The organism is Streptomyces sp. NPDC060198 (assembly GCF_042728415.1).
In the GTDB taxonomy this organism is placed as follows: domain Bacteria; phylum Actinomycetota; class Actinomycetes; order Streptomycetales; family Streptomycetaceae; genus Streptomyces.
In genome coordinates this window covers 1-18,215 of the sequence record NZ_JBHWZJ010000126.1, presented here as the reverse complement: position 1 = coordinate 18,215, position 18,215 = coordinate 1, and the positions used below count along the sequence as shown (strand labels likewise).

18 protein-coding genes and 1 pseudogene are annotated in these 18,215 nt (G+C 66.9%); 5 read left to right on the top strand and 14 right to left on the bottom strand.

Annotated features, from left to right (window positions below):
* Positions 1 to 129: 129 nt before the first annotated feature.
* The 3 genes from ACFWEP_RS17545 (at position 130) to ACFWEP_RS17535 (ending at position 2,776) form a co-directional block, all read left to right on the top strand.
* The gene (locus ACFWEP_RS17545; RefSeq protein WP_387371162.1) at positions 130 to 525 is read left to right on the top strand and encodes a hypothetical protein; all 396 of its coding nucleotides are present in this window, start codon (positions 130 to 132) and stop codon (positions 523 to 525) included.
* Positions 526 to 801: 276 nt separating this feature from the next.
* The gene (locus ACFWEP_RS17540) at positions 802 to 1,563 is read left to right on the top strand and encodes a polysaccharide deacetylase family protein (RefSeq protein WP_387371160.1); all 762 of its coding nucleotides are present in this window, start codon (positions 802 to 804) and stop codon (positions 1,561 to 1,563) included.
* A 613-nt stretch (positions 1,564 to 2,176) separates the two neighbouring features.
* Positions 2,177 to 2,776, top strand: coding sequence for a hypothetical protein (locus ACFWEP_RS17535; protein ID WP_387371158.1), 600 nt, complete (start codon positions 2,177 to 2,179; stop codon positions 2,774 to 2,776).
* 708 nt (positions 2,777 to 3,484) lie between these two features.
* Here ACFWEP_RS17535 and ACFWEP_RS17530 read toward each other — a convergent pair.
* The 10 genes from ACFWEP_RS17530 to ACFWEP_RS17485 all read right to left on the bottom strand — a co-directional run bounded on the left by ACFWEP_RS17530 (position 3,485) and on the right by ACFWEP_RS17485 (position 11,370).
* On the bottom strand, positions 3,485 to 4,318 hold the full coding sequence (locus ACFWEP_RS17530; protein ID WP_387371156.1) for a PIG-L family deacetylase: 834 nt from the start codon (positions 4,316 to 4,318) through the stop codon (positions 3,485 to 3,487).
* Between the two features lie 503 nt (positions 4,319 to 4,821).
* Positions 4,822 to 5,547 (bottom strand): hypothetical protein, encoded by a 726-nt coding sequence (locus ACFWEP_RS17525; RefSeq protein WP_387371164.1) that lies wholly within the window; start codon positions 5,545 to 5,547, stop codon positions 4,822 to 4,824.
* 327 nt (positions 5,548 to 5,874) lie between these two features.
* Positions 5,875 to 6,186, bottom strand: a complete 312-nt coding sequence (locus ACFWEP_RS17520; protein ID WP_387371154.1) for an NIPSNAP family protein — start codon at positions 6,184 to 6,186, stop codon at positions 5,875 to 5,877.
* A gap of 299 nt (positions 6,187 to 6,485) precedes the next feature.
* Complete coding sequence (locus tag ACFWEP_RS17515) at positions 6,486 to 7,154, bottom strand: SMI1/KNR4 family protein (RefSeq protein WP_387371152.1); 669 nt, start codon at positions 7,152 to 7,154, stop codon at positions 6,486 to 6,488.
* A 142-nt stretch (positions 7,155 to 7,296) separates the two neighbouring features.
* Entirely contained in the window at positions 7,297 to 8,046 is a 750-nt protein-coding gene (locus ACFWEP_RS17510; RefSeq protein ID WP_387371150.1) for an SDR family NAD(P)-dependent oxidoreductase, read from the bottom strand.
* An 828-nt stretch (positions 8,047 to 8,874) separates the two neighbouring features.
* Complete coding sequence (locus ACFWEP_RS17505) at positions 8,875 to 9,288, bottom strand: hypothetical protein (RefSeq protein ID WP_387371148.1); 414 nt, start codon at positions 9,286 to 9,288, stop codon at positions 8,875 to 8,877.
* A 404-nt stretch (positions 9,289 to 9,692) separates the two neighbouring features.
* Positions 9,693 to 10,094, bottom strand: a complete 402-nt coding sequence (locus ACFWEP_RS17500; RefSeq protein ID WP_387371147.1) for a DNA-binding protein — start codon at positions 10,092 to 10,094, stop codon at positions 9,693 to 9,695.
* Complete coding sequence (locus ACFWEP_RS17495; RefSeq protein ID WP_387371145.1) at positions 10,091 to 10,339, bottom strand: hypothetical protein; 249 nt, start codon at positions 10,337 to 10,339, stop codon at positions 10,091 to 10,093. Before ACFWEP_RS17495 ends, ACFWEP_RS17500 begins: the two co-directional genes overlap by 4 nt.
* Positions 10,340 to 10,513: 174 nt before the next feature.
* Positions 10,514 to 11,146, bottom strand: coding sequence for a hypothetical protein (locus tag ACFWEP_RS17490; RefSeq protein WP_387371143.1), 633 nt, complete (start codon positions 11,144 to 11,146; stop codon positions 10,514 to 10,516).
* The gene (locus tag ACFWEP_RS17485; protein WP_387371141.1) at positions 11,143 to 11,370 is read right to left on the bottom strand and encodes a hypothetical protein; all 228 of its coding nucleotides are present in this window, start codon (positions 11,368 to 11,370) and stop codon (positions 11,143 to 11,145) included. The genes ACFWEP_RS17490 and ACFWEP_RS17485 overlap by 4 nt, the downstream gene beginning before the upstream one ends.
* Before the next feature lie 1,061 nt (positions 11,371 to 12,431).
* Between ACFWEP_RS17485 and ACFWEP_RS17480 the strand changes: the two genes are divergently transcribed.
* Both ACFWEP_RS17480 and ACFWEP_RS17475 read left to right on the top strand, forming a co-directional pair.
* The gene (locus tag ACFWEP_RS17480; RefSeq protein ID WP_387371139.1) at positions 12,432 to 13,016 is read left to right on the top strand and encodes a hypothetical protein; all 585 of its coding nucleotides are present in this window, start codon (positions 12,432 to 12,434) and stop codon (positions 13,014 to 13,016) included.
* 21 nt (positions 13,017 to 13,037) lie between these two features.
* Positions 13,038 to 13,910 carry a TIR domain-containing protein gene (locus ACFWEP_RS17475; RefSeq protein WP_387371137.1) on the top strand — a complete coding sequence of 291 codons (873 nt, stop codon included), beginning with the start codon at positions 13,038 to 13,040 and terminating at the stop codon, positions 13,908 to 13,910.
* A 17-nt stretch (positions 13,911 to 13,927) separates the two neighbouring features.
* Here the strand turns inward: ACFWEP_RS17475 and ACFWEP_RS17470 are convergent, their stop codons facing one another.
* The 4 genes and pseudogenes from ACFWEP_RS17470 to ACFWEP_RS17455 form a co-directional block, all read right to left on the bottom strand.
* Complete coding sequence (locus ACFWEP_RS17470) at positions 13,928 to 14,800, bottom strand: hypothetical protein (protein ID WP_387371135.1); 873 nt, start codon at positions 14,798 to 14,800, stop codon at positions 13,928 to 13,930.
* 281 nt (positions 14,801 to 15,081) lie between these two features.
* A complete protein-coding gene (locus ACFWEP_RS17465) occupies positions 15,082 to 15,411 on the bottom strand; it encodes a MazG-like family protein (RefSeq protein ID WP_387371133.1) in 330 nt (109 codons plus the stop codon).
* 26 nt (positions 15,412 to 15,437) lie between these two features.
* Complete coding sequence (locus tag ACFWEP_RS17460) at positions 15,438 to 16,760, bottom strand: UDP-glucose dehydrogenase family protein (protein ID WP_387371131.1); 1,323 nt, start codon at positions 16,758 to 16,760, stop codon at positions 15,438 to 15,440.
* A 106-nt stretch (positions 16,761 to 16,866) separates the two neighbouring features.
* Positions 16,867 to 18,099, bottom strand: a pseudogene (locus tag ACFWEP_RS17455) (hypothetical protein).
* Positions 18,100 to 18,215 lie beyond the last annotated feature (116 nt).

The following is an 18,215-nucleotide window of genomic DNA, read 5'->3' as shown; positions in this document are numbered from 1 at the left end:
CCCCGGTTCTCCGGAACCGGGGCTGCCCCGTTTCCCTGTCACGGAGTCAGGCCTTCGGCCGTTCCATGCGCGTGAGTTCGGGTACGCGAAGAGGACGGAAGATCCCGACAGAGGAACAGGGAGAGCGTCATGGCGAAGACGAAGACATCCGGGACCACGCGTCCGAAGGCGGCCTCGGCGGCCGGACGGGCCACCACGAGCAGCACGTCGAAGAGCAGCAGGAAGGCCGCCGCGAGCGCACTGTCCCAGACCTCCGGCAAGGCGGGATCCGCCGACGCCAAGAAGACCACGTCCCGCGCCGCTTCGGCCGCCGGAAAGACCGTACGCGCCAAGAAGGCGGCGAAGACCGAGAAGCGGGCCGCGGCCAGTGCCCTCTCCCAGACCCCGGCCGCGTCGACGCGCAGGCCCGGTAAGAAGATCCTCACCGCCGCCGCGAAGGTGCTGGCGGACAAGAAGTCCACCAAGGCGCAACGTTCCGACGCGGCGAGCACGCTCGCCCAGGCCGCTGCCCACGCGCTGAAGTAGCGAGCACGCGCGGCCGTGAACTGCCCCGCCAGGCCGCCGCTTCGGTGGCGCGGCGGGGCAGTCGCGTGAGCGGCGGAAGCGGCCCGGCTTCTCGACCAGCCGCCCTTCTCGATCTGCCGGTCTTTCCTGTCGCGGAACCCCTGCGTTTGTCGCCGGCCACCTGCGGCTTCGTCTTCAGTCGGTAACCGACCTACCTCGGCCGGGTGTTCGTGTGACTTGATGAGTGCACGGCATCGGACACGGCACCGACGGACACGGCAAAAGGGGCGGGCGGACATGGCGAAGCACAAGGGAAGGGGCTGGTACGGCAAGGCTTTCGCCGCGGCGCTCGGAGTGACCGTGGGAGCCGTCGCCATGTCGATGTGGACCGCGCAGGCCGACACCACCGGGGCGCGCCGGCCGCAGGCGCACGTCTCGGCGCCGGCCATCAAGCCCGTGGCCGTGGGCATCGTGCACGCCTCCGACGCCGGGGCCAAGGGCGTCAACATCACCATCGACGACGGACCGGACCCGGTCTGGACGCCGAAGGTGCTGCAACTCCTCAAGGAGAACGGCGTGAAGGCGACGTTCTGCATGGTGGGCACGCAGGCCGAGGCGTACCCGGACCTGGTCAAGGCGGTCGTGGCGGACGGACACCGGCTCTGCGACCACACGGTCTCGCACGACACCACCATGGACAAGAAGTCCGAGGCCTACCAGCGGCAGCAGATCCTGGACGCCGAACGCATGATCACCGAAGCGTCCGGAGGCGTCCGTCCGATGTACTACCGGGCTCCGGGCGGTGCCTTCACCCCGTACAGCCGGCAACTGGCCGCTTCCCGGGGGATGCGCCCGCTGGGCTGGAACGTCGACACCAAGGACTTCGAGCACCCCGGGGTGGAGACCATCGTCGCGACCGTCAAGAGCGAGATCGCCGACGGCCCGACCGTCCTCTTCCACGACGCGGGCGGCGACCGGGCCCAGACTCTGGACGCCCTGCGCGAGGTCCTGCCGTGGCTGAAGGAGCAGGGCTACACCTTCGGGTTCCCGGTGCGGTAGGCCCTGCTGGTTCCCCCGTACGGGCCGGTGTGGGCCTGTACGGGCCAGGTGTGGGCCTGCACGACAAGGACGAATGTGGCGCGGTCGGCAACGTCGAAGGACGTTGCCGGCCGCTTTTTCGTGGGCAGGCGCCCTCCCGACGGTGCGGGAAGCTCTCGCCCCGGCGGTTCCGCATCACGAATCCTGAGATACCCCCAATATTCCTGGTGCAGTCGGACGCCGAATTCACGCCGGAGTTCGAGTCCGGAGAATCGTATCGATTCGGACGGTCCATCCCGAATGGACGATACCGCGTTCCGTGAATACCAATTCCTTTCGGTGCTTCGCTGGGGAGGGAATCGAACCGTCGTCACCTGCTCGGAGTGAGGTGAAACGAACTCTCAGGGCTTTCCCGCAATTCCTGGCGGGTGTGCGACGACCGTCACGGCACCTCGCCGCGTTTGTCGGAACATCCCGCTTCATCCAGTATGCGAACGCTCCTCCGCCTTGCGACGCACCGCATCCGACGCCGCGCACCGATCCACCAGAAATTGCGGGACAGTCCTTAGTTGATCATTGTCGTGGTAGAGTATTAATGAATTCACTGAGCGCCAGCGAGTAAAAGGGGAATGGCGTGAACACCGAGAAGGTATCGGCTCGACGTCTTACGGCCGACGAGATTTCAGGCTTGGGAATCCAGGACAGTATTTTTGTTCCGGCAGGGGTGGATGGTCTTCCTCTCGACTGCTATGCCCCGGCTTTCCTCACGGCGCCGGGCAAGGACTTCGAAGGCGGGTCCTTCGTCGCGAAGACGGTCTTCGGCGAGGAGGTTCACGTCCTCCCGGAGAACGCCGACGAGGGCGGTATCTGGATCGCCGACGAGTCGGGGGAGGCGATCGAGGTCCTGCAGAGCGCCGGCGTCCTGCTGAACCTCGCCCTCTTCGTGCCCGCCGGGAACAAGGAGTCCCTGGACGCGCTCTACGCCTCCGCGCGGGAGGCGTTCGGTGCGGGCGTCGTCCAGCGCTGGAGCGAGGAAGTCGTCGCGGTGCCGGACGTCAAGGTCGACCTGTATGAGGAGCCGGCCCGGGCCCGGAAGGGTGCCAACGGCCAGAACCGCGACCGGCGCGCCCTGGACATCTACCCCACCCGCGTGCGGTTCCTGGAGCCCAGCGAGGGCTGGAAGTTCATCGTCGAGCCGCACAAGGAGATCGTCGACGACACGCCGACGATCTGACCCGACCCGACCCGACCCGACCCGACCCGACCCGACCCGACCCGACCCGACCCGGAACCCGACTGACTGACTGGCCGGAGCCTCTGGGCCCCGCCACCGGACGCAAGTCCACCCGGTGGCGGGGCTCGGGACTGCAGGGCGATGCTCGCCGCGTCTGTCGCCGACGGTTCGCGGCCGACGGCTCAGATCCGGTGCCGGGTACGTGGCCGCCGCCCATGAGGGCGTGGGTCCGTAGCGTGTACAACTGGAAGTCGTCCCCGATGCCGCTGATACGCCCATCGAATCCGGTTCCGGTGGCCTGTGCGGCACCACGAGGGGCTCGTCGTCCGGAACCGCCGACGCGTAGGCCGGGCACGTGAGGTCGTGCCGTTGCGGGACCGCCAGGTCGCGGCAGGCGGGGAGGATCGTGGGCGCGTACCGACGGCGCACCTCGGCGCTGCGAAACACAGCACGGCCGGCGCGGGCGGCTGCCACTCCTCGACCCCGCACCAGGCCGGCGCCGACCGCTCGGCGTCCCGCACGTCGCCGCCGAGGGCGTCCCTCAGGATCTGCTCGACGCCCTGGAGTCCGCCCGCCGTTGGACCTCCACCGGCGCGGCCGACGAGGAGGTGCCGGAGCCGGACACGAAGATCATGGACGACGCGCGGCCGGCCCGCGTCGGCGCTCCGGCGCTCCGACCCGGCTGCTCCACCGGGCCGGGCGCGCGGATCAGCGCAGTCCGGCGAAGAGGTCGGTCTCGGGCAAGGCCGCGCCGGTGGCGTCCTTGACGCGTACGAAGGTCTCCACGCCCATCAGGTCGGCGAACTTCTCCTTGCCCATCCTGAGGAAGAAGATGTTCTCGCCCTGACTGGCATGCGCGGCCAGTGAGTCGAACTTCTGACCACTGAACGCGGTGGTGTCCACCCACGTGGTGATCTCGTCGTCCGGGAGGCCGATCTCGGCCATCGCGGCTTCCTCGGCGGGGTCCGGCTCCGGCATGTCCTCCCCGAACTCGCGCATGGTCTCCCCGAACCGCTGCATCGCCGACCGCGGCATCGTCGTCCAGTACACCTTCGGCGTCAGCTCGGTCATCTCCAGGGCGGCCATGGTGATGCGGTGGGCCTGGATGTGGTCGGGGTGGCCGTAGAAGCCGTTCTCGTCGTAGGTGACGACCACGTCGGGCCGGTAGTGCCGCATGAGCTCCGCGAGCCGGGCGGCGCCCTCCGCCACGGGGGTCCGCCAGAAGGAACCGGGGGCGTCATTGCTCGGCCACCCGACCATTCCGGAGTCGGCGTAGTCCAGTGTCTCCAGGTCGCTGATCTTCAGGACGTCGCGGCTCGCCTCCAGCTCCTGGCGGCGCAGCGAGGCGACCGCCGCCGGGTCGTGCCCCGGGTCGCCGGGCTTGACACCCCCGGGCCCGTCCCCGCAACCGCCGTCGGTACAGGTCACGAGCACCGTACGGATTCCCTCCGCCGCATACCGCGCGAGGACCCCTCCGGTGCTCGTCGCTTCGTCGTCGGGGTGCGCGTGCACTGCCATGAGGGTCAAGGGCCGGTCGGTCATGGAAACAGTCCTTCTGCAGATGTCGGTCGCGGTTCGAGTACGTGGTGGACGCACCACGCTCGTGGGCCCGGGTCCCGGCGGGTGGAAGACCCCGTGGTCCCCGTTCTCCCGACCTCGCGGTGCCGGCCCTACCTCGTTGCAACCGTACGGGCGGTGGTGACTGTTCCCGCGCCCATGGTGGGCCGAATGCGGACCGTGACGACAGACCCGCAGCCGCTCCTGTGCGTCGCGCGGGAGGCCGCCCGCGATCCGGGCCGGCCGCGCAGCCGGGGTGGGACTTCCCGTCGTCCGCGAGGCCCCCTTCTCGAACTCCCGCGCATCCGGCGCGCCGAACTCGCGGTGCCGTGCCTCAGAACCGAAGAAGCCCCGGGGCGGATGGCCCGGGGCGTTCTCATGGAGCGTGTCGCGAGAGCCGCACTGGCCGTCCGCGCTCGGGGTTCTGTGTGCTCACGGTGGTGCTCACGGTGTCGAACGTCCCTTGACCGGGTGGTACGCCGCCTTCGTCAGATGATGACGGGGACGGTCTCGGTGGGGTCGGTGGACCAGTTGGTGACGATCGGCTTGTCGACGGTGGCGGTGTCGGGAAGCGCCAGCTCGGCGGGGTCCGGATCGTCGTCGGTGGTGGCGATGATGACGGTCTCGAACTCCTTGCCGCCATCGCCGTCGGTGGTCTTCGGGTTGATACCGGTGTAGGCGACAGCCGATCCGGAGAGCTTGATGGGGTCCTCGCCGCCCTGCCCGACGGGGGACGCGACACCGTCGGCACCGGAGCCGAAGGCCACGCTGGGCGTGTTGACGTCCAGGTAGCAGGTGATGCCGGACTTGGCCTTGGCGGTGACGAGGTAGTAGCCGCCGGCCTGAGACTTCGAGGTGACCGTGAAGTCCAGGTCGTTGGTGCCGCAGGACTGTCCGTAGCCGCTCTTGTCGCCGGCGCCCTCGCCCTCGCCGGAGGCAGTGGCCTTGCCACCGGTGTCGCTCGACGAACCCGAGCCGCTGGAGCCCGAGCCGCTGGAATCGGACGCGTTGGTGCCGGAACCGCTGGAGCCGGTCGCGTCGGCGGGGTCGCTCGCGCTGGAGGAGGGGCCGGCGCCTTCGGCGGATGAGGCCGCGGAACTGGCGGCGCCCTCGGCGTCGTCGGGGCTGCATGCGGTGGAAGTGGCGGCGAGAGCGGCCACGGCTGCGGCGGCGAGGAAGAGACGAGTGGAACGGTCGGCGAGGCGCGAACGCATCATGATCTCCAGCGGCGATTCGGTTGCGGTGCTTCCTGCTTTCACCGATGACACTAGGTCCGAGGCAATCTTGAAATGATGCTGGACATGTCCGGTTTCTGTCCCAGCGGCGGCGGCTCCGAGGAACGGTGGCGGGCTGCGCCATTTCCCGCACCGAGCACGAGGACCGGTCGGGACCGCCTGCGGTTCCGGCAGCACGGGCGGTCCGCCGCCTCGGAGAGGTACGGACGGTCGGCCGTTCCGGTAGCCCCGCCGCAGGAGCAGCCGTCCGCGACGACGAGGAGGCCGGCCCCGACGGGGGTGGGACTTCGACCGCTCGGACACCTCTTAGGACAGGCCGTCCAGCGGCCTCAGGAAGCGGCGCTCGTAGCGCTTGATGCAGCGGGTCTCACGAGCCAGTTCGAACGCTTGACGGCACTCCGGGTCGGACATGCTGTCCGTGCGGTACTGCTCGTACGCGGCCAGGCTGGGGAAGGAGAACAACGCGTAGGCGATGTCGCTGTCGCCTTCACTCGGCAGGAAGTAGCCGTGATGGGTCCCGCCGAACCGGTTGACGAGCCGGACCCAGCGGCGCCCGTACTCCTCGAAGTCCTCCAGCTTCTCAGCGTCGATCTCGTACTTCAGATGAATGGTGACCATGCCCGCATGATGCCGTGCCACGGGCGTCGGTTCGTACGGCGGGGGCGTCGGGCAGGGTGTCAGCCCCTGATACGGACCGACGGGCACGAAGAATTTCCTGGCCGCTGGCCGCTGGCCGCTGGCCGCTGGCCGCTGGCCGCTGGCCGCTGGCCGCTGGCCGCTGGCCGCTGGCCGCTGGCCGCTGGCCGCTGGCCGCCGGCTGTGGGGCGGGCGGGCTCGGGCGGGGGCACCGGGCTCGCCGCCGGCAGTACGGCGGGTGGGCCAGTGTGCTTCGTGGCCCCCGCAGGAACGCCTGGTGCTCAGCCCAGCCTGGTTCCGAGCCGCTGCTCGGTGTCTTCGAGCCAGCTTCGATACCACTGCGCGAAGTCCCGCCCCGTAGGCACGATCCCTCGGTCCATCGGTCTCAGGTCATCCCAGACGGCCCCTCGGCCCGGACCCGTCATGACCATGACCGAGGTGTAGCCGCAACCTTGCGCGCTGAGGAACACCGAGCCCGCCTCCTGCGCGTCGTACAGCTCCTCCCAACGTGCGTCCCAGGACGCGTACGCGAGGCCGAACTCCTCGTCGTCCGCGTACGATTCCCTCTTGGGCTCCCGCGCCTCCAGGGCGGCGAGCTCACCCGCCAGCGCCTCGGCCACGAAGGGCCGTCCGGCGAACTCGGCGGTGGTCGGCTGCGCGGGGTGGACGAGCCCGGTACCGCTCCACCGCCACCCGCCGTCGGCCGGGGCCGGGCTCATCAACCCGTAGTAGGGGCCGGCGCCCCCTCGCGCCACGTGGCGGAGAAAGCTGCGGTACTGCGCGGGTAGACCGACGCCCAAGCCCGCCTCCAGGGACCGGAGTTCTCCCTCGCTCATGACCGGCCCGAGGCGGAAGCCATGCCCCCGTGCCCCGAAAACATCATCAGCGCCCGGAAGTTCACCGAGGCGGAGCACCCGCTCCCGCACTCCTGCCCACTCGTCCTCGCTCATGGGCTCAGGCTAGGACGACTCGCACCGTACGGACACGGAGTTTCCGGCGGAGCGCAGCTGGCCGACTACGCGTCGTTCTCTGCCCGCGTGAGTGGAGTCGGGCTCGTCGCGCCCAGGGCGGCTGCCGGCCGTTGACGGACCGTCACCTCCCCAGTGCTGCTCCCCCGTTCACATGCACGATCTGCGCCGTCATGAACGCCGCTTCAGGTGACGCCACATAGTGCACCGCGGCGGCGATGTCCGAGGGGCGGCCCGCCTGGCCCGTCAGCGACTGCTTGGCCCGTGCGGCGACGAACTCGGGCGTGGCCCGGTCGCCGAAGAACTCGGTGTCGGCGACAAAGCCGGGAGCGACCGCGTTCACGGTGATGCCCTGCGGGCCGAGCTTCTGCGCCAGGTCGACGGTGTAGGCGTTGACGGTGGCCTTGGAGCCGCCGTACGAACCGGGGCCGCGCAGCGCGGCGATGGACGACATCTGGATGATCCGGCCGCCGGGCCGGGTGAGGTGCGGCAGCAATCCTTCGGTGAGCAGCACGGCGGTGAGCACGTTGGCCTCGAAGTTGCGGCGGAAGCTGTCCGCGACGCCTTCGAGGGTGCCGTCGTGGGCCGGGGCGACGTTGCCGCCGGCGTTGGCGACGATCACGTCGACCTGCGTGCCGCCCGCGGTGCAGAACTCCACGGCTCTGCGGGCCTGGCCGGGATCGCTCAGATCGGCGGCGACCCAGGAGGCCGTTCCCGCGCCATGCGCGGCGTCGAGCTCTCCGGCCGCCTTCTCCAGGGGCTCCTCGCGCCGCCCGATCAGGACGACGTGGTCGCCGTCCGCCGCAAAGACCTCGGCCACCGCCCGCCCGATCCCCGTACCGCCACCCGACACCACGACCTTGCGCTGCCCCACGACCCCACCCCGTGTCCTCGTTCATGAACAATGGTCACATCTCTGCCCGGCGACGGTACGACCGCCGGTCTTCGGCGTCAACGGGCAGGTGCCGCAGGCTACTCACCCGGATGACGGAGCTCCGATCCGCTCCAACATGCCCAACATCCCCCCTCGCACCAGGTCACCGATCCGGAACGGATCGTTAGAGGCCGTTGTCCTATCGATCTTGAGCGCGGTGTGACCGAAAGCGGCTGGCAGGTCGGGTGATTCCGCAGTTGTTGCGCATGAAGGCAGGGCCCCTGGGGCGGTGCGGGGTTGCTGAGGCTCGAGTGCGCCAGGAGGCCCTGTTGTCTTTGTTGTGCGTGCCCGGATGGCTGGTGGGACCCGGGTGGCTCGCCAGACGGTCAAGGCCGACGCGGTCGTCGGCGCCAGGGGCTTTGATGGCGCCGGGAAGACCAACGGCAGGCGCCGGCACCTGATCCGTGGATTCCCTCGGCCTGCTGTTGATGATCCACGTGACCGCAGGCGACGTCACCTACCGGCAGGCCGCCGTCGTCATAGTGCCCGCCCTGCGGGAGCGGTTCCCCGCACCGACGAAACTGTGGGCAGACGCGGCTGCACCGGCACCCTGATCACCTGGGCCCTGGCCGATCCGCACCTGGTCAGCACGGTGATCAAGCGCACCGACGACATCTCAGGTCTCGTCGTCCTGCCGCGCCGCTGGTGCGTGGAGCGGCTCCGCCCGGTTCCTCCGCTCCCGCCGCCTGGCCCGCGACTACGAGAGGCGGTGCGACAACAGCGAGGCGATGATCCGGTGGTCGATGACGATGCTCATGATCTGCCGCCTCACAGGCCCACGGCGAGCGCGAACCGTCCCGATGGCCGCCTGACCAGCCGGCCCCGGTCCACCAGCCGCCTCGTCTTCGACCACACCCCCTCCGCCTTCGTCCTCACCTCCCATCCACCCGCAGCCCCGTCGCCAGTGCCTCGCTCGTCAAGGATGTCCTGGCGCCTGCCAGCACCGCCGCGATCCGCTGATACTCCGGCGACTGCACCGACACCTCCAGCCGCCACGTCCTGCACACCATCCGGACCCGCGAGAACCTCCACCGCGGTCTCCCGCGAAACGACGAACCGCCCCCAGTCGAATTCGGCCTCCCGCAACTCGGCCAGAACCCGGCCCGCCTCGGCCCGTAGGGCCTCCACGCGCTGAGCAGCGATGCCCTCCCGTTTCTCCAACAGCCCGATCACCGACGGCATCGCGAACCTCCGCGACCGCACCAACACGACGCGGACTGCCTGCCACGGATACCTCGGCCCTCTGCCTGACCAGCAAGAACGCAGTCATCAAGTTCGGAGGACAACGGCCTCTGAAGCGGCGGACGACCACGAACCTGGCATGGAAATGGCACGAGGTGCCTGAACCGGTCCAGACAACAAAGAAGCCCCGGCCGCTGGCCTGGGGTCTTTTCATGGAGCGGGTGACGAGAGTCGAACTCGCGCTCTGAGCTTGGGAGTCAGCGGTGCGTGGGCCACTCAACGGGGCTCTGGCCGGCGCCTTCCGGTTGGGTGGCGTGGATGCGATGGTCTCTGGAGGTCATTCCTGACCGAGGCTGTCCGCTCTGATGGGCACGGATAGGGCACGACGGCTGGGTACCTTCGGCTCAGATCGAGACGATGCGGACCTGGCTGCCGCAGAGCTTGGCCATGTCGTCGCTGTCGGAGGTCAGCAGGGCGACGGGTTTCGGCTGGCGGAGCGCGACCTCGGCGACCGTGGCGTCGATGGCGTACTTGTGCCCGCGCAGTCCGGCGCCCTTGAGGAGCTCAGCCGCCGCTTTCGCCGCCTGCTCGGTGACCGGCTCCACCTTGACGCGGGACAGAACCCAGTTCAGGCGAGGCATGTCGGTGCGGGAGTGGCTGACTTCCACGATGGTGTTGGCCCCGATCACCAGGTCGGCTCCCATGTCGTGGAAGACCTGCAGCATCGCGAGGATCTTGCGGTCCTGCGCGATCCAGGCGGAGAGTCCTTCCGAGTCCAGGACGACGGTCTCGATGCGCTCGCTCACGCGGCGTCCGCGTCCTTGGAGGAGCCGACTGGGCCGAAGATCTTCGAATGGGCGTCGGCGAGTTCCTCGTCGCTGAAGTGGCCGTGTTCTTCCTCATGGCGGCGGAGGTCATCGCCCAGGAGCTGGTGCCGGATCTGGCGGGCCACGGCTTCCGCCACGTAGCCGGAGACGTTGTCCGTGAGCTTGCGGAGCTCCGCCACCTGGTCGCTGGGGAGCGTGACGGTGATGCGCGTCGTGGAGGACATGCACTAAGCATACCGGGGTATGCGCGTGGAATCGCGTGGTTCCTGCCCTGAGGAGGGCCAGGATCTCCTGTACTGGCCGAAGCCGCAGACCTTGCGGAGGCAGCGAGCGCTGGGCGGTGATCCCATGGCCGGCCGGCGGATGTCCGTGGTGTCAGGGTGCATGACTGTCGGCCTTCACCAGTTGGTCAGATCGACCCTGCGGACACAATGAGGGTCGGACAGGTCTGCCGCCCAGCGTTCCTCTTCGTCGAGGAGTGAGGGCAGGGCGGCCAGCAGGGCGGTCAGCGTGCCATCGAGCCGGATGTCGGCCGCGATCACGCCGCGCGCCTTCTCGGAGGCGAGGTAGAGCCGCATGCTGTCCAGCCCGGTGAAGAGGAACCCGCAGAGCGCGGGGCTGGGCGGGATCTCCACGTACGGCCAGGCCAATGCGCGCAGTACCCGTAGCGCTTGATCCGTGCGGGTCGGGTCGGCCGGTTCGAGGGCGGCGGTGTCCACCGTCACCAGGGGCATGCCCATCACGGTCGTGTCCGTGCGGGGGAGAGCGAGGGATGCGAGCGTGCGTGTCCACCCGAGCACCAACGGTGCGGTCACTGGCTCCTCGTCGTCGTCCGTCAACGGCACTTCATAGGCGACCAGCCCATGCCCGTCCACCGCGTCGGCGGCTCCGGTCACGACCCGGATCGAATCGGGTATGGGCAGCACGCCGCGCAGGAAGGTCCCCCCGACGAGGGGCGCCGCTGTGTAGTCGAGAAGGAAGCGCGTGAGGTACGCCTGCTGTTCGACTGTCTCCTTGGCGAGGTTGCTCACTCGTTGATCCAATTCGGACACTTGGTCATGCCCTTGCAGTAGGCCGTGACGACGCCGACCTTCTTACCCGTACCAGCGTCGTACTCGCAGTCGGCAGTACGGCGGGTGTATTGGACAATGACCACGATATTTACCAGCTTGGTACCGTTTCGGGCGACTCCGTAGTACTCGAGCCTCCCTCCGCTCTTCCTGTCCACTCTTCCGGCCAAGGGTGCGTCGACCACCCAACACTTCTTGATGTTGTGCTTGCCGGAAAAGTGGTTCCAGCCGAGCTCGCCGTTGCCGTAACGCGTGGGGATGACACGCCTGCTCGCACTTCACCCTCTTCTCCCAGTGCCGCACCGTCGACGCCTCGGCCGCCGGCGCGACCACAAGACAACTGCCGGCGACCGTAGCCGCCACCACGTTGATCATCCTCATGGCCGGACCGTGCCACCCAACGGCGCGGTGTAGTCCTCCCCCGCGAACAGAATCGATTTCTCGCCGATGCATGTGCCCGATGCGTGGTGTGAAGCTGACGGGAACTACAGAGAACGAGCTGAACAACAAGAAAGGCCCAGGTCGTTGACCTGGGCCTTCTTCGTGGAGCGGGTGACGAGAATCGAACTCGCGCTCTGAGCTTGGGAATCACCCTGGACTTCGGCTCGTGAGTGGTCTCTGAACTGGAGTGATGGCCGCCTGGCGACGTTCGCCTGCAGCTCCTGTGACGCCCTTGGTGACCGCTGTTTACTGCCTCTACCGGCACGTTGTGGCACGACCACACGCTGGCGACTCAGTGAGTCTGGCTGGCGGCCGTAGCCGTTGCTGGCACCGGCGATGACGGCCGAACCGCATAGCCTCAATATCGTGTTCTGCTGTCTGGCCAATGCTCCAACCTGCTTGGATGCGTGCGTGACGATGAAGTTCCCTGTCGCCGCCGCAAGGCGGCGCCGTGGTGTGGGAGGGCATGGCGCCCGATGAAGATGCTGCGACAGCGCTCGTACCCAGACGTCGTGGGCAGTGGTGTTGTTTCGGCCGTAACCGGTGTGGTGATGGGTCCGTTTACATAGGTGTGAGCGTGAATCCATGGGTCATGGGCTCTGGGCGGTGGGAAATCCTGTGTTGCAGTCTCGGCCGCAGGGAGACCTCGGGGTACCAACTGGGTCGGCCATCCGCGTGAACAACCCTAGCCCCTCCTCGGGTGCCACGGGTGGTACGACTAACTGGGCCACTATTGGGTGCGGCCTCCCTTTCCTCAGTCATAGACAGGGTGTAGACGACACCGAAGCAGTGTCAGGAGATTCTGATGATCCCAGCGATGGTGACTGCCTGTGCCAGCCTCATGATTGCCATCACAGCCTATTGGCTGAACTATCAAGGGGAGACCAGAAGATCGCTGAGAAAAGCACGGATCGACTGGATCAGTAGCCAACTAAAAGATCTGTACGGTCCGCTTCTCGTTCTCACGGAAACGAATGAGAAGGCGTGGATTGAGTATCGTAGGCGTTATATTGTGCCGATTGATGCTGGCTCGGTCGCGGACGCTCTGCCGGAGCAGGAAGAGGTGCAGTGGCGCACTTGGGTAGAGGCCGTGTTTGCCCCGACGGCTCAGAAAATGCGGGAGATCATTACTGCCCGAGGGGACCTGATCATCGGCGGGGAAATGCCACCTGTTATTCTGGATTTTTGCGCGCACTCAGCAACTTATGACGCCCTTCTGGCGAGCTGGGATGGAGCTGGGCCAATTAAAACTCCCTTGGTTCATCACCCCGGGAGCAGTTTTCTGTCCTACGTACGTGAGTCGTACGGAATACTCAAGGCGGAGCAGGAATATTTGCTCAAGATGACGCGCGAGAATGATCGAGTCGATTTCACCCGATCGGCATGCTGATCATAGTTAGAGGTGATTACTATGAAGGTTTTTCTGAGCTGGTCCGGGGAGCGTTCTAAGCAGACTGCCGAAGCCTTGCGGTCCTGGTTGCCAGATGTTCTCCAGTACATCGACCCCTGGCACTCTAGTCTAGATATTTCTGCAGGAAGGAGAGGGGTTCGAGACATCACTGACGAGCTTTCCGAAACAAATTTTGGGATTATCTGTGTAACCCCGGAGAATCAAGATTCCAATTGGATTAACTTTGAGGCTGGGTCTCTCGCCAAGCAGGTTGAAGAAAGCTATGTCGTCCCGTTCTTGGTTGGCATGAAAATTGCCGACCTCCGCAGCCCCTTGAGTCAGTTCCAGGCTATCAGTGGGGACAGTAAAGGCGACGTGCAGAAGCTTCTTTTCGACATTAATGACGCTGCGGGTGACCTGGCAATCTCACGCGAAAGGTTGGAGCGCTCTTTTCGGAGGAGTTGGCCGGAATTCGAGAATAGCATAATGACGGCTAATGTGATTCCGTCGGGAAATCTTCAATCCGTCGCAGTGGAGCGGTCTGAAGCCGATATGACGGAGGAAATTCTCCTTATTTCCCGGCAGCTCGACCAGCGTGTGACCCAGATTGAGAGATACGTACTTCGGGAGGAAGGGGCGCCCCGGCGGCCGTCTCGGGAAATTCGACGAATCAGCGAGGAGAAGTTTATCGCATCTGCATTTGCAAAAATTGGCTGGGTGGTTGTCCGTTCCTCCTGGGAGGGCGAGAGCGTAGTTGTGGCCGCACAGGGCTCTGGTGAATCAGTGCAGGCGATTTCTCACGATTTTGTTGAGCGACTTGCCAAATCTTTAGGTCGGGAGGTGGTAGTGCGCGGGGAGGAGGGGGTGGTGATTGCTCGCAGCAACCGGCCCTGAACCGGCGTCACGTGCTCTTAACGACCAAACTTTACCTCGACCGGCTTGGGCATCTTCTCTCTCTTCCTCATGCGCCGAAGGTGCAATTCACTGAAGTTATCTGGCTCAACCCAGGCATTCCATGCCTTGATGTAGATTGCCACCTGATCCCGAATTCCCATTCTTCGCCTTGAGCCTCGCTTCTGCGTTTCCTGCGGCACCTCTCGCAGGGCGAGCCTGGCATCGCCGGAATCCAGGTTCGCACCCGACTTGAGACCCGTGATCCATTGGTCAATGTCTGCGGCAGGTGCTACCTCAGTGGTCAGGAAATACCCAACTGCTGCTGCCGTTTGGCTCGCAAAAAGGTGTTTGGAAAGCTCGCGACCTACGCCTACTGCCTCCTTATACCTTCCCTTGTCATCGTTAAATTCAGACAGGATTCGGTCGTTGGATACGTAAGCTCGTGCGCCGTTCCAGGGGTCATTGGGGATTGTGTTGAAGAGGATGACGTGACGGATTGTGGAGGAAAGTAGCGTCAGGTATTTCTCGCCGGTCGACAGCAGTGTGTCGGCTGCGCTGCGGCGTTTTCCGGTGTCGAGCACTGGAAAAACTTCCTTCGGTAAGCCATTGAAGACGACCATCTCCACTGGAATCCTGGCCTCGAGGATCGCGTGGAGGCGGTGCTGGCCATCGAGAAGTGCGCCTTTCTCGTCAAAGGCAATTCCTTGATGAGTCAACCTCCACTCGCCGCGGCGGATGGTGTCCGCCAACGCCCCTACCTGTCCCATGTCCAGACGGCGATTTACCGAAGTCTGGGATAGGAACTTTTCGGCAATTTCGGGGGTTACCTTGATGACTTGCGAAACAAGGTTCTCACTCGGATTTTCTGCATTTGTGCTACCGGTGGTCATTTGTCTGATGCTATATGTTGTCGGCTTGTGCTCTCTGTCTTTGATCTCAAGCGACCGGTTTTGGTTGATCTGTGCCGGTTGGGTTCTTTCGATGCTCTATTTCGATAGGAAGGGCTGCTTGGGGACTCGCTAATCGCGCTCTCTCGTGATGGTTCGTCGGCCCCAGGGCCATGCCGACCGAGTGAAGAGGCCCCCTCCCTCTCTGGGCGTCGGGCCCCCAACTCCTGCACACGACCGTCGGCCGCACCCCGTGGGCGCAGCCGACGGGGTGCTTGGGAGCGTCAGACCGCAGCCGCAGCCTCCCGGCCCCTGCGGGTCCGTCGGTGGAGGATGTCGTCGAAGGTGGCGTGGGCGCCCGTGGGGTCGATGTAGTGCATCGCCAGGAGAGCGGCGATGACGGCGCCGACGAGGTCGTTCTGCACCTCGGACCAGGCGTGGTCGTCGCCGCAGGTGGTGAGCCCCTTCAGGCCGTGGAGGGCGTGCATGGCCTCGCCGGCCTCTTCGGCGACCTTGCCGACCTGAAGGGCCTTGAGCTCCTCGTCGGGGAGGTGGGCTCCTGCCGCGCGGCAGACGGCGGAGAGCTTCTCGATGTTGTCCCACAGGGTGTCCACGCTGGATCTCCGATCGATGGGTTCGGTTATTCCTGTGCGGGTCGTCCGAGCTGGCGTACGGTCCATCCGGCCATGCGCCAGGCGTCGGCGTCGATGAGGTTGCGGAGGTCGACGAGGACCGGGTCCGCGACCAGGGGGGCGAGGGCCTTGGGATCGGCCTCGCGGAAGTGGTGCCATTCGGTGGCCAGGACGACGAGTTCGGTGCCCTGGACGGAGCCTTCCAGGCTCTCGGCGTAGTCGAGTTCGGGGTTGCGCTGCAGTGCCGTGGGGTTGGCGTGCGGGTCGTGGACGGTGACGGTCGCGCCGCGCTGGTGCATGAGCGCGGCGATGGCGAGGGCGGGGGATTCGCGGACGTCGTTGGTGCCGGCCTTGAAGGAGGCGCCCCAGACGGTGACGCGTACCCCGTCGACCGGCCGGCCGAGGGTCTGCTCGATGAGTTTCAGCGCGGCGGCGGGCCGGGATTCGTTGACCTCTTCCGCCGCGCGGAGCATGGTCGCGGCCTCGGTGGCACCCAGGGCGCGGGCGGAGGCGGTGAAGGCGCGGACGTCCTTGGGGAGGCAGCCGCCTCCGTAGCCGGGACCGGCGTTGAGACCACCGCGGCCGATGCGCGGGTCGACGCCGATGGCCTCGATCAGCTGCTGGACGTCGGCACCGGCGGCGTCGCACATGTCGGCGACGCCGTTGATGAAGGAGATCTTCATGCCGAGGTAGGCGTTGGCGGCGCCCTTGAGGAGTTCGGCGGTGGCGGGGTCGGTCACGAACAGCGGGATGCCGTTGGCCAGGAGCGGTGCGTAGACCTCCCGTACGACGTCCTCCGCGCGGGCCGAGGGGACGCCGACGACGATCCGGTCGGGCCGCAGGGTGTCGTCGATGGCGTGCCCTTCGCGGAGGAACTCGGGGTTCCAGACCACCTCCACGTCCTCACCGGCCGGTGAGAGGCGCGTGAGGAGGGCGCCGAGGTCCCGCGCTGTCCCCACGGTGACCGTGGACTTGCCGATGACGACGGCCGGCCGGGTCAGGTGCGGCGCGAGGGCCCGGGCCACGCCGAACACCTGCCCCGTGTCGTAGCTGCGCCCGTCGGCGTCGATGGGCGTGCCCACCGCGAGGAAGTGGACGTCGGCGAACTCGGCCGCCTCGGCGAGACTGGTCGTGAACCGCAGCCGCCCGGAGGCGGTGTGCGTGGCGAGGAGTTCGGGCAGGCCCTCCTCGTAGATGGGACTCTCGCCCGCGTTGAGGCGGTCGATCTTCGCCTGGTCCAGGTCCACGCCGATGACCTCGTGGCCGATCTCGGCCATGGCGGCGGCGTGGGGGATGCCCAGGTGACCGCAACCGATGACGGATACGCGCATGGGACCGACGCTCCTTTCCCTGTCTTCGCCCGCCCGGGGAATCCGGGCCGGCCGGGTGCGCCACGCTAGCGCCCGCATCCGGCGCGGCCGTCCTTGTGCAGGTCGATCAACCGGACTGCTGCTTCAGCAGATTGACGAGAGCGGGCAGCGCCTCGGCGGCTGTGGAACGGCACACCAGGTCACCGTCCTGGGGTCCTTCCAGCGGGTAGGGCATGAACCGGCCGTCGTGCCAGAAGCCCTCCGGATCCAGGAAGACGACCTGCATGCCGCGTGCGCGGGCGCGGGCCTGGACCTTGCGTCGGTCGGCGTGCAGGCCGACGACGAGGAGGGCTCTGGCGCCGTCGACCCACTCGACGTCCGGTACCGCCTGGTCGTACCGGCGCATGAAGCACTCGTCGAGTCCGGCGCGGGCGGCCAGCACGTCGAAGTTGTTGGTGATGACCGGTCCGACGAGGTGGCCGTCGTCCTTCAGCTCCTTGAGTGCCCACATCGCTGGGGTTGGCTCGGCGAGGAAGCAGGCGCGGAACAGTTCCACGAACTCCGCCGTCTTCTCCTCCGGCGCCGTCAGCACCTCGTGGAGGAGCGTGTCGGCCGTCGGGGAGAGAGTGAAGCGGTGCTCACGCGGCTCGTGGCCCTGGCGGTCGGTGACCCGGTAGATCTCGTGGAGCCGGTGCAGAGGCGGGATCCCCGCCTAGACCGACGTACCGCAGCCGATCTCCACCTGGAACGGCCGCAGGTCCGCGAGCACGGAGAGGTCCGGGACGCGGGTCGGTGTGCCTGGTCTGTCCTTGGAGCGGATGCCGGTGGAGAGGACGTTCCAGGGCAGCTGCCGGACGGCCGGCGGCGGCGTGTAGGCCACGGAGGCGATGCGCACGTCCAGGCTCTGGTAGCCGGAGGGGAGCAGGCGACCCGCGGCGGCGTCCTGGGGGTGGACGTCGTACTCGGTGATCCGGCACTTCAGATCGCGTCGCACCCATAAGAAGCCGCCGGGAGCCTCTCGCCAACCACCGGCGCCGAGCGAGTCCAGGAGGGCGTCGTGATGCGCCGCGATCTCGTCGGCCGGTGCGGACGCGGAGTGATAGAGGTAGAGGTCGGTCAGGCCAATGGCGGGGGCGGCCGTGGTGGGGACCAAGCCGTACCGGTAGCGGTAGTGGATGATCCGCCGACGCGCGTCGGCGGGGTCCTCCCAGCCGGACTGGCCGGCAGTGGCCTTCTCCTGGGTACGGCGCCAGATGCCCTCCTCGATGTAACGGGGGCGGTCGGCGTCGCCGAAGTACGTGTTCCAGACCTGCTGCTGGTCGGGGACGAGCTGGTCGATGACGATGTACGGGATGTCCACGAACCCTCCCTGGATAAGCACGCGTGGATGTTCCAGGTGCATGACGGTGGCGATGGTGTGCACCGCCCGAGGAGTGAGCGGCGCGAGACACTCCGGCGTCCGGGCGCGGGCAGGCG